The organism is Butyrivibrio sp. FCS014 (assembly GCF_000526935.1).
Lineage (GTDB): Bacteria > Bacillota > Clostridia > Lachnospirales > Lachnospiraceae > Butyrivibrio.
The window spans coordinates 288875-304434 of record NZ_JAHA01000003.1 but is presented as its reverse complement, the minus strand read 5'-3'; the positions used below and the strand labels follow the sequence as shown (position 1 = coordinate 304434).

The 15560-nt window shown below is 44.6% G+C and carries 9 protein-coding genes and 1 tRNA gene; 3 read left to right on the top strand and 7 right to left on the bottom strand.

Features of this window, described 5'->3' with window-relative positions; genetic code table 11:
- Positions 1-183: 183 nt before the first annotated feature.
- The gene (locus tag T456_RS0101710; RefSeq protein WP_024864625.1) at positions 184-1686 is read right to left on the bottom strand and encodes a UxaA family hydrolase; all 1503 of its coding nucleotides are present in this window, start codon (positions 1684-1686) and stop codon (positions 184-186) included.
- Positions 1687-1895: 209 nt separating this feature from the next.
- Between T456_RS0101710 and uxaC the strand changes: the two genes are divergently transcribed.
- Together uxaC and T456_RS0101700 are read left to right on the top strand one after the other, a co-directional pair.
- Positions 1896-3314, top strand: a complete 1419-nt coding sequence (gene uxaC / locus T456_RS0101705; protein WP_024864624.1) for a glucuronate isomerase — start codon at positions 1896-1898, stop codon at positions 3312-3314.
- 3 nt (positions 3315-3317) lie between these two features.
- Entirely contained in the window at positions 3318-4340 is a 1023-nt protein-coding gene (locus tag T456_RS0101700) for a LacI family DNA-binding transcriptional regulator (RefSeq protein WP_242835837.1), read from the top strand.
- Positions 4341-4793: 453 nt separating this feature from the next.
- On the opposite strand, the gene T456_RS0101695 is transcribed toward T456_RS0101700, so the two are convergent.
- Positions 4794-4864 (bottom strand) — tRNA-Gly (locus T456_RS0101695).
- A gap of 199 nt (positions 4865-5063) precedes the next feature.
- Between T456_RS0101695 and T456_RS0101690 the strand changes: the two genes are divergently transcribed.
- The gene (locus tag T456_RS0101690) at positions 5064-5630 is read left to right on the top strand and encodes a hypothetical protein (protein WP_024864622.1); all 567 of its coding nucleotides are present in this window, start codon (positions 5064-5066) and stop codon (positions 5628-5630) included.
- A gap of 104 nt (positions 5631-5734) precedes the next feature.
- Here the strand turns inward: T456_RS0101690 and T456_RS20915 are convergent, their stop codons facing one another.
- The 5 genes from T456_RS20915 to T456_RS0101665 form a co-directional block, all read right to left on the bottom strand.
- Positions 5735-9175, bottom strand: coding sequence for a starch-binding protein (locus T456_RS20915; protein ID WP_024864621.1), 3441 nt, complete (start codon positions 9173-9175; stop codon positions 5735-5737).
- 269 nt (positions 9176-9444) lie between these two features.
- Complete coding sequence (locus T456_RS0101680; RefSeq protein WP_024864620.1) at positions 9445-11931, bottom strand: ABC transporter substrate-binding protein; 2487 nt, start codon at positions 11929-11931, stop codon at positions 9445-9447.
- Positions 11928-13091: an ABC transporter permease gene (locus tag T456_RS0101675; RefSeq protein ID WP_024864619.1), complete on the bottom strand. Its 1164-nt coding sequence runs from the start codon at positions 13089-13091 to the stop codon at positions 11928-11930. The genes T456_RS0101680 and T456_RS0101675 overlap by 4 nt, the downstream gene beginning before the upstream one ends.
- Positions 13091-14608 carry an efflux RND transporter periplasmic adaptor subunit gene (locus T456_RS0101670; protein WP_024864618.1) on the bottom strand — a complete coding sequence of 506 codons (1518 nt, stop codon included), beginning with the start codon at positions 14606-14608 and terminating at the stop codon, positions 13091-13093. The genes T456_RS0101675 and T456_RS0101670 overlap by 1 nt, the downstream gene beginning before the upstream one ends.
- 17 nt (positions 14609-14625) lie before the next feature.
- A complete protein-coding gene (locus tag T456_RS0101665) occupies positions 14626-15558 on the bottom strand; it encodes a carbohydrate ABC transporter permease (RefSeq protein WP_024864617.1) in 933 nt (310 codons plus the stop codon).
- Between the last annotated feature and the right edge of the window lie 2 nt (positions 15559-15560).

Below are 15560 nucleotides of genomic sequence, written 5' to 3'. Positions count from 1 at the left end.
AAGCGTTTTCATTTGCTTATGTATGTACTGTATCATGTTCCAAAACGCATTGCAAGCATGAATTTTGTAGGATTCGTAACAAAGTTGTTCACATTTTCCCAAAGGTGGCTTTTTTAAGCCTTTTTCGTAAGCACTTACATGTTAAAAATTTACAAAAAAATTTTTGAAAAACCCGTTTTGTTGTTATAAAGTAACACCACGTTTCCATATCGCCATGTCATGGAACCCTGCTATCTCACTCTTGAGCTTCTCTCCCGATGCTGTTCTTACAATCTTGTCAAAAAGCTCGTCCGTAAGCTCCTCGAAGGTCCTTCCCTCCAGTATCTGTCCTGCACTGAAGTCGATCCAGTTGCTCTTCTTTTCAGCTATGGTATTGTTGCTGGCAATCTTCATAGTAGGTACGGGGCAGGCAAAGGGTGTTCCTCTTCCTGTTGTAAAAAGAACTATCTGCGCTCCCGCAGAAGCCAGCGCCGTAGCAGCACAAAGATCATTTCCCGGTGCGCACAGAAGATTGAGGCCGGGTGTATCTGTTCTTTCACCGTATTCCATAACGTTCATTACGGGATAATCTCCCGACTTCTGGGTGCATCCCAGGGACTTATCCTCCAGAGTGGTGATGCCTCCTGCCTTGTTTCCGGGTGAAGGATTCTCATAAATAGGCTCGCCCTGTCTGGTAAAATAGTCCTTGAAACCGTTGATCATGTTTACGGTATCATTGAAAGTCGCCTCATCTTTGCATCTGTTCATGAGAATAGTCTCCGCACCGAACATCTCCGGAACCTCAGTAAGTATGGATGTTCCGCCATACTCAATGATCCTGTCGGAGATCCTTCCCACCAGCGGATTGGCTGTGATTCCTGAGAATCCATCGCTTCCGCCGCACTTAAGTCCGATTATAAGTTTTGAGAGGTCTGCCTCCTGTCTTTCATCGCCTGATGCAGTATCCACCAGCTCTTTTAACAGGGAAAGCCCGTCTGCCATCTCGTCATCGGCCTGCTGACATACCAAAAACTTCACTCTGCTTTCGTCGTACTTACCTATATAAGGTTTGAGAACATCTATATTGCTGTTCTCGCAGCCAAGGCCCAGAACCAGCACTCCGCCTGCGTTGGGATGATTTATAAGATCTGCCAGTATAGTCCTTGTATGCTCCTGGTCGTCTCCTGTCTGGGAGCAGCCGTAGTTGTGGGTAAAAGCAACCACCTCATCAACACTTCCCTTCACAAAGGAAGATGCCTGCTTTGCCAGCGCCTGGGCAATGTTGTTGACACATCCGACAGTGGGAACGATCCACACTTCGTTTCTGATCCCAACCTTTCCATTATCCCTTACAAAGCCCTTGAAAGTCCCCTTTCTTGTGGCCATTTTGGCACTTCTTTTTTCTATATATTCCTTGTTGGGCTCATATTTATAAGAAAGAATTCCCTCAAGATTGGTCTTTACATCGTGGGTATGTACCCAGTTTCCCTCTTTCAGAGCCTGTGTTGCATGGCCGATGGCATATCCGTATTTGATGATATCCTCGCCTTCTCCTATATCCTTTATGGCCATCTTGTGTCCTGCAGGTATATCATCCAGGGAAAAGACCTCACGGCCATCCGAAATCTTAATGGAGTCACCCTTATCCACTGCTTCCAGGCAGACAACAACATTATCCATAGGATGGATCTGTAAGTTTTTTTTCATAATGTAACCGCCCTTCTATTTCTCAATTTACAAAACTAATGTAAGCGTTTTCATTAAAATCATATATATAATGTTTTGAAACGTCAACAGATTTTTCTATTGTATTTCCTAAAATGGTACAGTATAATACATTTGATTAATACTATGTAAATGCTTTCATGCTTTTATTAGATTTTTATTCGATTTTTTTGAGTGTTTGGAGGGTTAAAATGAAACAATTTATGGATAAGGACTTTCTGTTACAATCAGAAACAGCCAAAAAGCTTTACCATGAATATGCCGAGAAGATGCCGGTACTTGACTATCACTGTCATATCAGCCCCAGGGAAATCGCTGAGGACCGCCATTTTGACAACATAACACAGGTCTGGCTCGGCGGAGATCATTACAAATGGCGCCTTATGCGCTCCTTTGGAATTGATGAAAAATACATCACCGGAGATGCTTCCGACGAAGAGAAATTTCTTACATTTGCAAAATGCCTTGAAAAGGCTGTAGGGCATCCCCTTTATCATTGGGCACACTTAGAGCTTAGAAAATACTTCGGATTTGACGGTGCTCTTACATCCCGTAATGCCAAGGAAGTTTATGACCTTTGCAACAAGGTACTTCAGGATCCTGATATGAGCGTAAGAAAGCTCATCAAGATGTCTGATGTTACTCTTATCTGCACAACAGATGATCCCATTGACACTCTGGAGTGGCACGACAAGATCAAAGAAGATTCTTCTTTTGATGTAAAGGTTCTTCCTGCATGGAGACCTGATAAGGCCAAGAATATCTCAAAACCCGAATTTACATCTTATATTGAAAAGCTGTCTGAAGTAAGCGGAGTTAAGATTGATTCCTTCGCTTCTCTTAAGGAAGCTCTCAAGGTTCGTCTTGACTTCTTTGCTTCCAAGGGATGCACCGTAACAGACCATGCCCTTGAGTATGTTATGTACCGCCCCGCTTCCGATGCTGAGATTGAAAAGATCTTTGCTAAGAGACTTGCAGGCGGCGAGCTTTCATATGAGGAGGATCTTAAGTTCCAGACAGCATTCATGCTGTTTGAGGGTGAAGAGATCGCAAGACGCGAATGGGTAATGCAGCTTCACTTCGGATGCAAGAGAGACAATAACACTCCCATGTACGAGAAGCTCGGTCCCGATACCGGATATGATTCAATTGACGCTTACTACCCTATGGGTGAGCTTGCAGACTTCCTTAACGCTCTTCTTGTTAAGAACGCTCTGCCCAAGACTATCCTTTACAGCTTAAATCCCAACGACAACAAGATCATCAACACAATGCTTGGTGCTTTCTGCGAAGCTCCTTATGTTGCCAAGGTTCAGCAGGGATCAGCATGGTGGTTCAATGATTCCAAGCTTGGCATGGAACAGCAGATCGAGTGTGTTGCAGAGTCCAGCAATCTCTCAGGCTTTGTAGGAATGCTTACTGATTCAAGAAGCTTCACTTCCTATACAAGACATGAGTATTTCAGAAGAATCCTTTGCAACTACTTTGGCAAGCTTGTTGAGAACGGTGAATATCCTGCCGAGAGCATTGAAGTTCTTGGTGAAATAGTAAGTGATATATCCTATAATAATGCAGTTAGATATTTCAATTTCCCTTTAGAAGTGAGATAACCTATGAGCAATCAGATGACTATTTACGACATTTCCAAAAAAGCCGGTGTATCCATCGCCACAGTCTCCAGGGTACTTAACGGAAGCACCAATGTTAAGCCCAAGACCAGAAAAAAAGTTATGGATATAATCGAGCAATACGGTTATAAGCCTAATGCCTTTGCAAGAGGCCTTGGTCTTAATTCCATGAAGACCATCGGTATTCTCTGTGCTGATGCATCGGACCTCTATCTTGCCAAAGCCATCTACTTCATCGAGCAGAACCTTCGTGAGAACGGCTACAATTCAGTCCTTTGCTGTACCGGATATGATGTTGCAGGCAAGCAGAAGTCGCTTAGTCTTCTTCTTTCTCAGCACGTTGATTCAGTGGTGATGATAGGTTCCAATTTCATCATGACCAACGATGAAGACAACCAGTATATCAGAGATGCCGCTGCTTCTGTGCCCATTATGCTACTCAATGCCGACTTTGACTGCACCAACGTATTCTGCACACTGTGTGATGACTATAAGGCAACTCAGGACGCCACAGAGAAGCTCATCAAGAGCGGAGTTAAGGATATCCTCTATCTGTACAACAGTAACTCCTATTCAGGTCTTAAGAAGCTGGCCGGGTTCCAGAATGCTCTTCTTACCAATGACATTCCTTTAAAGAAACAGCTCCAGCAGTGCTTCAAGGGAAGTCATGAGGATATTGACGGAGTTAAGAATTTTGTAGAAGGACTTTACAATAAGGGAATCAAGTTTGACGGCATTGTGACCAGTGATGATTTCCTTGCGGTAGGTTCCATGAACTTTGCTAGAGCAAACCACATCAAGGTTCCTTCACAATTACAGATCATCGGTTACAACAACTCAATTCTCTCCCACTGCAGTGAGCCCGAGCTGTCTTCCATCGATAACAGACTCGAAGATATGTGCACTCAGCTGGTAAAGACACTTATAGGAACCCTGACCTCCAATGAGATGCCCCAGAAGACCATCTTCTCCGGAGAGCTCATAAAGAGAGGTTCTACTATCTTTTGATGTACGCCCCTCGGACACCTGCTCAGAAATGCTTGTGTTCGTCTACGGTGTGATTTTCTAAAACTCATTAAGCAGCAAATGCCTCATTTCGACGTTGCTCAGAGCAATCGGCATTTGCTGCTTTCTTCGTTTTGAAAATCATCATCCTCGTCCGAGAACTGCGCATTTCTGAGCAGGTGTCTGAGGGGCTCGTATTTCAAAAATATATCCAAGACCAAATATGATGCGCTGACGCGCAGTTAAAAAGCCTAAAGCGCAATGCATCTTGGAATCGCTGACGCGATCCCAAGCCGCGCTGACGCGCAACGCTTCACATCTACAAGCAATGCATCTTGTAATCGCTGAAGCGATCCCAAGCCGCGCTGGCGCGCAGTATAAAAAGAGGCCCCTGGCTTAAATATCATGTTAACATGATATTTAAGTCAGGAACCTCTTTTTGCATTGCTTGTTTTAAGCAGGATACGGGAGTCGAACCCGCCTCTTCAGCTTGGGAAGCTAGCATACTACCGATGTACTAATCCTGCACCACTTCTCTATTCTAGTGAAATTCCGGCCCAATTTCAAGAGCCAGTTATATATTTTGTGATGCATTTTTTCAAAAATAGCACTGAGTGTATTTGAAAGCTCTGTATCGCGTTTAAGGAATTTAATACTTTTTTAATATCTATGCTCTTATAAAAGATGTAATATAAAAAAGATGTTTTAAAAACGAGGAGGAATGGAATGAAAAAGAGAATTGTAACTTTATTGGCATCCGCAGCTGTGCTTACTATGCTTGCCGGATGCGGAAGCAGTGAAACAAGTGAAGCTACTTCCGGTTTCGAAGTTGAAAGTATTGAAACCGCAACGGAAGCTCCTGCGAATGAAGCACCTGCAGAGGAAACAGCTTCAGAAGAAACAGCTGCTGAAGCAAAACCCGAAGGAGAGGTAGATGTAGTCCTCGACGAAGGAATTGATAAATACGAGGGAAGCTGGTACGAAGAGACTGCCGGCAGAGGTGCCATGGAGATTGGCCCCATGGGCGACGGCAAATATAACATTGAAGTCAACTGGGGAAGCAGTGCTGCTGAAATGGCCGCATGGCGTTTCACAGCATTATATGACACAGCATCAGGTGACCTTACTTACGACGATGGTTCCTATCAGGTTATCACCTTCGACGAGAACGGTAATGATACTGTAACCGAAGAAAAGAGCGTTCACGGTGTTCTTCATCTCAACGATGAAGGCAAGATCGAATGGACAGACAGTGCATATGCTTCAGATGAACCCTCTATATTCGTAAAATAACAGAAACTGATTTTAAAAATATTCGGCCGTCAAATTCGTGAAATCTCGAATCTGACGGCCGTTTTTATCAAAAGACATAAAATGCTCATTTATTGGAAATCAAATTACCACCAGAAAAGCCTCTTAAGGATACTTGTAACCACAGTTACAACTTTCTTAACCACCTTGATCACAGGTGCGATGATCTGGATAATGGGAGCCGGATTGTATGAAGGTACATCAGGCTCTTCGGGAACCTCAGGCTCAGAAGGGTCTGTAGGATTTGTAGGATCTTCTGGCTCTACTATTTCGCCGGGATCTGTGGGATTTGTAGGATCCGTAGGCTCAACCTCGCCTGGATCTGTAGGGTCAGTGGGCTCTGTAGGCTCAGTAGGATCTGTGGGTTCAGTGGGATCATCTACCTCAATACCAAGGAATGAAAGAACCTCTTCTTTACTTCCAAAACTATCAGTGCTGCTTGTTGTGAAATAGCTCTTTTCAACTGTTACATTCTTGTTGTCTGAAAGCTGCTCACCACCACCGTTGTTGTTAAATATATAGGTAAGTGTGCCTGTCTCTATAGCTGCTGTGGGAACCTCGGCGCTGTACCATTTTGTACCCTCTTCGCGAACCATGGTAGCTCCGGGCCATCCGCCAATGAGGTTGTTATACTCTCCGTTTGCTCCGCCGTATACATAAAGGGCAACATTCTGCCAGGATTCTTCTTCTGCCTTCTCATTATAGAAATAAACAGTTGTATATGTTACTTCTCCGGTCTCGGCAATTGCTGCAAGAGCGTCCTTCTTGGAGCCATACTGCTGATAAGCCATTCCGTTGTGAAGGAAGAATCTGTACTTCATGTTGGTGATCTTCATATCATTGGTCTGCTTACCGTTATTGCCGTTGTTGAAGATGATGTTGAGGTCTTCGCTTGCACCTGCGGGAACAACAATCTTGTACCAGCCATCTTCCTTTTGAGTCATCTCTGTTCCGGGCCATTCTCCTAAAGATGCTGCGCCCCAGGTGTATGCGCATACCTTCTCCCAGCCCTGTGTGTTATAAAAATATGCTGTTGTGAAGCTTCCTGATACTCCAAGTGCTTCCTCAGCGGCCTCTTTTGATGTATATCTGTCAACAACAAGCTGGCCGCTTGACTTCTCTGCATCAACTGCAAAATAGATATCTTTGCTCTCAGGAGTGATTCCCTCGATATTTACAGTCTGTATTTCGTCACCGTTGTTGAAGATAACGTTAAAGGAATCAGGTGCACCCTTGGTCTTTACGTCAGCGCGCCACCAGCCTTCGCCTTCATTTACTGCAGCACTGCCGGGCCATCCGCCAAAGAGCTGTGTTCCGTCTGAAAGCCATCCGTAAGCATTAACGATCTGCCAGCCCTCAGTTCCAAAGAAGTAAACAGGGTATGTGAAGATTCCGATAGCTTCCTCTGCTTCCTTCTTGGAGAAGTAAAGTTCATCAGAGCCAAGCGCTGCAAAGGTTCCTGTTGAAGTAGAAACATTATATACAGGTGATATCTTGCTTGCGTCGCTGTTTTCGAAAGTGATCTCAAACTCATCATCAAGTACTGTTACCCAGTACCATCCGTCATTATCATTTACTGTAGAAAGAGCTTCTCCGTCTACTCTTGCTGTTACATTATCCCAGTTATCAGCATTGTAGAAAGAAACTACAGTTCCTGTTCCATCGCTCTTCTCGGAAAGAACTGCTACAGATCTTCCATCAAGGCTTCCATAGATAATTCCGTCCTTTACAAGGAAGATATTATCACTTCCCTCAACCATATCGGAATATGTGCCATCTTCAAGAACAGTCTTTGCATTGATGGTTGTTCTTGAAAGTGAGCTGTTGATGATTACAGCGCCCTGTACATCTTCGCTCTTTCTCTCAACCATAACGGTCTGAATGTTTCCGCCGGGATTTGTGATGTACTCATCAGCATCAAGCATCTGTCTGCGGAATTTGTTAACAGCCTTAACTTCAGGAGCCTTATAAATGTCGCTTCCGGCCTCTCCGATGAGGTTGTCTCCGTAGGGATTGTCTGCAGAGCTGTTATTGGGTCTGCTGAAGAACAGAGGTGTTCCTGCTTTTCTGGCGCCGATGAAGGACCATCCGAGAATGATCTGGTCGTCGCTTATGGACTTCCAGCTGCTCTCGCCATCATTCATGTAGTTATCATGAGACTCAACCCAGGTAATGAGCTTCTCAGGGTCAGCAGTATATGTTCTTCCATTTATAGTCTCATCATAGATCTGGTAATCGCTGATCCTGTTTACTGAGAGGTTGCCGCTGGCAAGAGCTGAACGGAGGCTTGAGCCGTAGTTACTGGCTGTGGTTCCTCCGATATACTCCTGATATCCGGCAAGTCTGTCGTTTGTTCCCTGAAGAACTTCACCGTATACAAACAGATCATCATAGCTCTTTGAGCCTACCTCTGTTGAATACTCATTAAGAGCATCTCTCATGTTAGGATAGAAGGTATTTCTGTCTGTATCTGTATAGGATGAAGGAACGGGATCATCAGGAAGGGAAATGTGCTTGGCTGTATCCATTCTGAAGCCATCTGCGCCAAGATATACACAATCCTTCAGGAACTCGTAGAAATACTCCTGAAAGCTGATATTCTCGGTATCAACATCAGGAAGTCCACCCATCTGATAATAGGTAAGCTCAAGTCTGTCTGTATATCCGCCGCCGGTCATACCTGTTGTATGATAGAGGTTCTCTTTTCCGCCAACAGCATCGATAAGATCCTGTGATACCTTATCAAGTGTAGGTGTTGTATGGTTGGGAAGAATATCTACAATGATAGCGATTCCGTATTCATCCGCAACATCGCACATGTGCTTGAATTCGTCCCTTGTTCCCAGCTGATAATTACCGATAACCCAGTCTGTGGGCTGATAGTGGTAATACCACATTCCGTCAGGACCGTGAAGGTTCTTGCCGGGATCTGTGTCAAGACATTCATTGATAGGTGATGTCTGAACAGCTGTATATCCTGCATCGGCAATGTCTGCCATGTTTTCTGCTATTGTATTAAAGCTCCAGCAAAATGCCTGGAGAATTGCTCCGTCATGAATGTTGTCTCTTGTAACAGCTGCATTGTCAGCAGCCTTCTGCTCTCTTGAAGCCTTATGTGTAGAAAGAGTCTTTGCTTCTGCTGCAGTAACAGTAACAGCCTTCGCATTAACAGGAGAAGTAAGATCTTCTTCCAGGTCTTCTTCTGCCTCATCTTCGGAATCGTTTTCAGTCTCTTCTACGGAATCGTTTTCGGCCTTTTCAACTTCCTCTTCCTTTTCTTCTTCTACCTTCTTATTACTTTCTTTGGTGTCGTCAACATCAGCCTTTTCCTGGCTTTCAGCGCCTTTAGCACTCCCCTCGCCGCTTTCATCTGATGCATTCTCTTCCTCCTGCGTTTCAATTGCAGTAGTGTCATCTGCCAGTTCGGCTGCCATAACTCCGGTAACGTTACCGAATGAGCTCAAAAAAATAGACAGGCTAAGTCCTGCAGATGCCAGCCCCCTTTGCCACAACTTTAACTTTCTCATGTACCCTCCTAATAAATCATAGTTGTGTGGTATGGATAGAATTCATCCATACAAATTGACAGTTACATTAGCTTTATTGATGCACTTATTCATCAAACAAAACTAAAGCTATTATATTTTCCACTCTGTAATGTTGTCAATTGCACAAAATCCACGATTTTTAGGTTAACATTTTAACCAATGTTAACAGAAACAAAACCCTCCCTACCGGCAAGGCCGATAAAGAGGGTTCATGCTCTTATTTTAGTTTTGTGTAATAACTTATTTCATCAGCTGTTCTCGTTAACGTAGATGGATACTCTGCTCTGGATGATCTGAGCTACCTCTTTTGCCGTCTTCTGACCGCTGAAGTATGCGGATACCTCTTCGTTAATTATGTTGTAAACACTGGTGTTATAGTCTGCTACATTTTCCACGCTGTAGATGAAGTTCTTTACCTTCTCAAGCTCGTCCTTTGTAAGAGGGTCAATTACTATCTCGGTATCACCAAGGTAATATGTGTCATCCTGGTACTGCTTTTTGCCGTTCTCATCAAGGTAGTACTCTCTCTCCAGTGACTTCTCTCCCATCTTGTCAAAGCTGCTCTGAAGGATAGGGAAATTATTTTCAATCTTGTCCTGAGCTTCAGGAAGGAAGAACTGTCTTACAAACTGCCATGCTCCCTCAGCATTCTTTGACTGGGAGCTGATGGTAAATCTGTCGTTGGCGCAGATCATGGAGCAATTAACCCCAAGATTGTTGGGATAACCCACCATGGTAATAGGCTCGCCGAATTCACCGGCCTCAAGTCTCTTATAGGATCTGAAGCTGTAAATATAAGCGTATGAGAAAACAGCTGTGCCGTCTCTGTAGCAGGTCTGCTTGTAGGAATCCCAAAGACTATCTTTGATCTCATCCGGGAACTTGTTTACGAATTCCAGAAACTCGATGAATTCGTCACTGTCAAAGTTACAGGATTTCTTTTCCCAGTCAATATAGTTCCTGCCTGCAGAAGCAAGGCCATTGGTGAGCATCAGTTCCTTCTGTGCAAGTCCGAAGGACATTGCGTAGTCAACACCGGCTCTTTCGATAATATCGGTGCAATCCTTTATTGTAAGGTTATCTTTTCCCTCAAGATACTTGGTCTTTGTGGCAACGCTTTCGATATAGAATGACTCTGGAAGCTGGTAAAGCTTGCCATCTACTGTAAATGCCGAAATAACATTGTCAACAAACTTCTCATCTTTAAGAACAGGATCATTCTGGATGAAGGGATTAAGATCCGCAAACAGCCCCTTGTTAATATAGGAGTTAAGTGAATCCTGAGAATCAAAGATCATGATATCAGGAGTATTTCCCGATACGATATCAAGGTTCATCTGGGTTTTGCCGGCATTCCAATCTTCGTCGGAATCAAGGGATGAATAGTCGATAAGCTTGATCCTGTACTCATCGTTTTCCTGGTTAAAGGTGCTTGCTTTTCTTCTTACGTCGTAGTTGATATAACTTCCGGCAATGGTGATGACTTTTTTGTCCTTAACCTGATCTGCGGGAATCTTGGTGAGTCTGTAAAGGGTGTAATTATATTCTTCATCCGGGATATTGGCTATAAATTCCTCTGGGCTGATGGCCACAGCGCTGCTTGTTGAGAAGCTGATTCCAAGGTCTGAATCCATGTAATCAAGAAGCTTAACCTCTGTGTCTGATGCAGCATCATATCCGTAGAAGCCGTCATTCTGGGAAACGTAGATATCATAGCCTTCTCCGGGGAAGAAGGAGTATTCGTTGTAGCTCTTGAAGGCATTTGAGATCTCTCCGAACTTCTTGGTGGCGGGATCAAAGCTTCTGAATTCGATCCCCTTATCTCCCCATGAAGAAACAAAGTATTTGCCACCTGAGCCCTCGTAGATATTTATGTTTCTGTCATAGAACTCACTGGAGTTATCTGTAGTGTCGACCAGTGTTTGTATTGTAAGGCTGTTCTCATCAAGGGTTTCAATACCGTGGGTGGAAGAAATAAGAATACCGTAGTCCTTGGTATAAAGCATGCTGTATACGTAGTAATCGTCCTCATCGGGAGAGCTGTATTCGGCAAGGTCAATGCTGAATACCTCTTTACCTGTCTTGTCAAACTTCTTTAAGTATCTCTTGTCCCCGTCAGTCTCGGCAAAATCACCCTCAGGTTCTTCGCCTTCAGAGGGAGCTTCAGGATCGGTATCTACAACCTTCTTGGAATCTGCATCTTCTGTCTCTGCCTCAGTAACATCCTCAGAGGGAGCCTCCTCGGAAGAAGCATCCTCAGTTGCCGGTGCTTCAGTCTCGGTGATTGAAGCCGTTTCTCCGTCCTCGGTTTCATAGAGGATCACATCTCCATCCTCCATGTCGCTCCAGTCATAAACATAATGAATGCAGTACATATTGCCTTCAGTGTCATAAGACCAGCTGCCATAGGTCTCATTATCCTTCTGGGAAAATCTTAGGGACTGTACATCGCTTCCATCGAGATTGAAAGAGTAGACATCAAAAAATCCGTTGTTACCGTAGGTCGCTGTATAAACCCTGTCACCTACCACTTTAAGGGAGTTGTAATCACCCTCGGGAAGACTGTCTATCCTCTCTGCCTTAAATACATAGTCCTTTGAAGCCAAAGCAGCCTGGTTTATAAGGCTGTTGTCCTCGGTCTTGTTCTTACCGCAGCCTGCAATGGTTCCGGCGATAAGAACGCTCTCAAGTACAATCGCAATTCCTTTCTTTAAAATTCCATTCCTTTTCCTCATAATGTCTCCTCTCCTTCATCAAGCTTCTTTTTATGTTTTTCAGCTTCGAAGTCATACTTTTTATCTGCTATATATCTTGCCACGCCTCTGACTGTCCATTTCTTGTTTCTGTAGGCGTTTACTATATTAACTGCAACAATCAGCACCACCGCTATGATACAGATCATTCTTCCCAGCAAAAGAGCTGCCATTGAATCCTCGAAGCCTCTGGCAATATTTTCCCAGTAGGGGTAGTATATGGCTTTTCCCCACATGCTTCTGGTACCTGTCTGCCTCAGCACCTTTAATAGCGCCCTGAAGGAAAATCTGTCTGTATTATCAATAACGGACACGCTGTTATCTTCAAGTCCAAGACACTCTCTGCATATAAGTGCAGCAGAGCCGTCTACGGGGTTTGGGCAAACCACCTGTATACAGTTTATGCCGCCGGCTTCCTGGACAGTTCCGTCTTCAGAGCCCGGGCCATCAGAGGTCTTTCCGCTTAAGATCGTTCCGTATTTGGAAAGGCTGTCATAGGACAGATACACATAGCTCTTATCCAGGCCTGCAGCCTTCTGCATCCTGCCGTCATCACGCTTTATGACCCCCGAAATATAATGGGGAACTCCACCTATGGTAACGCTCTGACCGATGATATCCGATGATCCGAACAGCTGCCAGGCCATGTCCTCATCTATTACTATATGATCCTTCATAATGTCATCCGCAAAGAAATAGGATCCCGAAACCAGTGTAAAGGGATGGAAAAGAAAGAACTCTCCTCCCACACCTATTGCGGCAACATTCTCGGCAGTTCTTTTTTCAAAGCTTAGATTCACCGTTCCCTGTGCGCTGTAGCACATGGTATAAAGATTACTTATATCATCGTCATCATCGGAAACGCCTTCGTCAGTGAGCTTCTTTTTAAGCATATATTCGAAACGCTTCATCTCGTTCTCATCAACAGCCCTGTCTTCCGTAACATAAAGGCTAACCTGAGCCATACGCCGCTCATTGGACCATCTGTCCGCCATAAGCTCATCCGGGAGCTTACTCACAATGGACAGAGATATCAGTCTGAGTATCAGCGCTATGATAAGAAGCACCACGCAGATCCCGGCCATAATGAACTGTTTTTTATATTTTTTCAATTCTTTGTTGGGTTCAAAACTTATCTTCATTACTGATTAGCCAGCCTTACCTGATCTCCTGCCTTTATCATTGCCGTGGATGTGGTAACCACGTATTCGTCACCGTTAACGGCTGCGGAAATTGCCGAATAGTTGTCATCCTGTGCTGTCACCGTAACATCAACTCTTGATACCATGTATCTGTTGCCCAATGGGCTGGATTTGCTGGTTACAACCAGGATAAATTTGCCGTTACTGTCTGTCTTTATGGCGCTGTTGGGTACAACAAGGTCGTAGTCTACGCTTCTTTCGCCGATAACAAGGTTAATGCTCTGTCCGGGAGCCACTTCAGTGCTCTCTATCTTAAAGGTAAGAAGTTTCTTATTGGAAGGATCCTGCTTGTCGTTCTTTATTGAAGTAAGGGTTGCCTTGAAATTCTCGCTGTACATCCACTCGTTCTGAGGCTTTGCATGGTCGCCCACCTTAAGTTTATGTGCCTGGGCGTTTGTAACGGAAAAGCTGACGGCCATATCCTTGCCGTCAACCTGTATTACCGCAAGGGTCTCATCTGCATTGGTGGACTCTCCGGCAACCTTGGAAAGGCTTGAAATAACACCGGCAACGGGGGCCTTAACGGATGCTCCTACGGACTCTGCTTCAAGTTTGGCAATCTTCTCTCTCTGCTTAGCAATATTGTCTCTTTGCTGGCAGAGGGCAATCTCTGTGTTGATGCTGGTCAAAAGCTTCTCTTTAGCGGTCTCCGCATCCTTTAACGCTGCCGCTGTCTTGGCCTTCTCCTGCTGCAAAAGTGAAAGTTTCTGGTCATAGGAAAGTCCCTGCTGTGATCCGTAAGTTCCAAGCTGAGACTTGTCTTTTTCCAGTTCTGCTTTCTCTTCCTCCGTAAGATTGCCAAGGGCCAGACGATAATCGGGAGTTAAGGCATCATATCCGATCCCTGCTGTGTCGTAGCTCTTTTTACCTGTAAGATAATCAATCTCGGCCTGTACAGCATTGTCCTCGTTAAGAGCGTTGTCGTATCTGCTGGTGGCATCCGCAAGTTCTGCCTGATAGGTGTCATAAGAGGTATTGCGGCCTGCCCTTACATTTGAGATAACGTTATTGGGAACATTACCTGAGAAAAGAGACTGCTCATAAGCAAGCTCCATGGTATCAAGCTTCTCTCTTGCATCTGCAAGCTCACTGGATTCCCTGTCCTCGAGATAATAGATGACGTCCCCGATCTCAACATGGGCTCCTTCCTTAACGGCAACCGCCGAGATCTTCCTGGTCTCGTTTACGGATACGTTATAGGGATCATCCGCCTCTATGGTTCCGGTTCCCCTTATCTGAGGGCTGATGGAGCCTCCCATGATCTGCTGGGTTGCCACCTGAGGCAGCGAATAATTCATGATGGTATTGGAAAAGAAAGTAAGTACAAGCATCACAGACAAAAAGCCTATGGCCACGTTCTTGACCATATCTTTCCTGTTTGCTGGTTTCTTATCTCCCCCCGAAGGCTCTTTTTCCAAAACCTGTGTGTTCTCATCGTTAACCATTAATTCCGACATGTTTCTCTCTCCCTTAATTAACCTTTAATTCCTCCCTGGTATGAGATTCCCTCAACCAGATAATCCTCGCCGTACAGGAATATAAGAAGCGGCGGGATCAGATATATTACAGCTACTGCAAATGCCAGGCTTATCTCCCCTGTGTTTATCCTGGAAAGGAACACCGAAAGCGGATGCATGTCTGAATCCGACAAAAGAATCAGAGGCTGCTCTACCATGTTCCAGTAATCAAAAAATATCAGGATCGCAATGGACGCTATTCCGCCCTTTACAAGAGGCATGTTGATCCTTGAGAAGATCATCCATTCGTTGGCTCCGTCTATGGAAGCCGCCTCCACAACCTCTGTCGGAATTCTCTTCATGAATTTGGTCAAAAGATATACCGCAAAAGGCGAAAAGAATCCGGGAAGCAGAATGGCCCATACAGTATCGTAGGTGCCTATCGCCCTTGAAACAAGGAAATTCGGAACCAGCGTTACCTGATAAGGCATCAGCATTATGATGATATATGCAAAAAAGATAGCTCTTTTTAATTTTCCGTCGTACCTGGAAAAGCCGTAGGCTGCAAGCACTGCTATGGCCAGCTGGACCACTACTATCGGAACCACGTACACCACTGAATTCCAGAATTTAAGCAGGTATTCCGGGCTCTTTAAAAGCACCGTGTAGTACTGGGTAAAGCTCACCATGTCCGGAATGAACTTAAGGTTTACGGTCTTTGATATAAAAACCTTGGCTCCCTTGTCAGTCTTTTCGAAGATGCTGCCGTAATTGGCGGAGATCTCCGAGGCCGACATAAAGGAATTTGTGAAGGTAAGTATTATGGGAGCCAGGAACAGTACCGCAAATACTACCGCTGCCGCTGTTACCAGAGCAGTTTTCGTATCGCTTATTATTTTCTTTTTCTTTTTTCTTCGGAGGAGTATGTCGTCTCCTAATCTCATGTCCATAC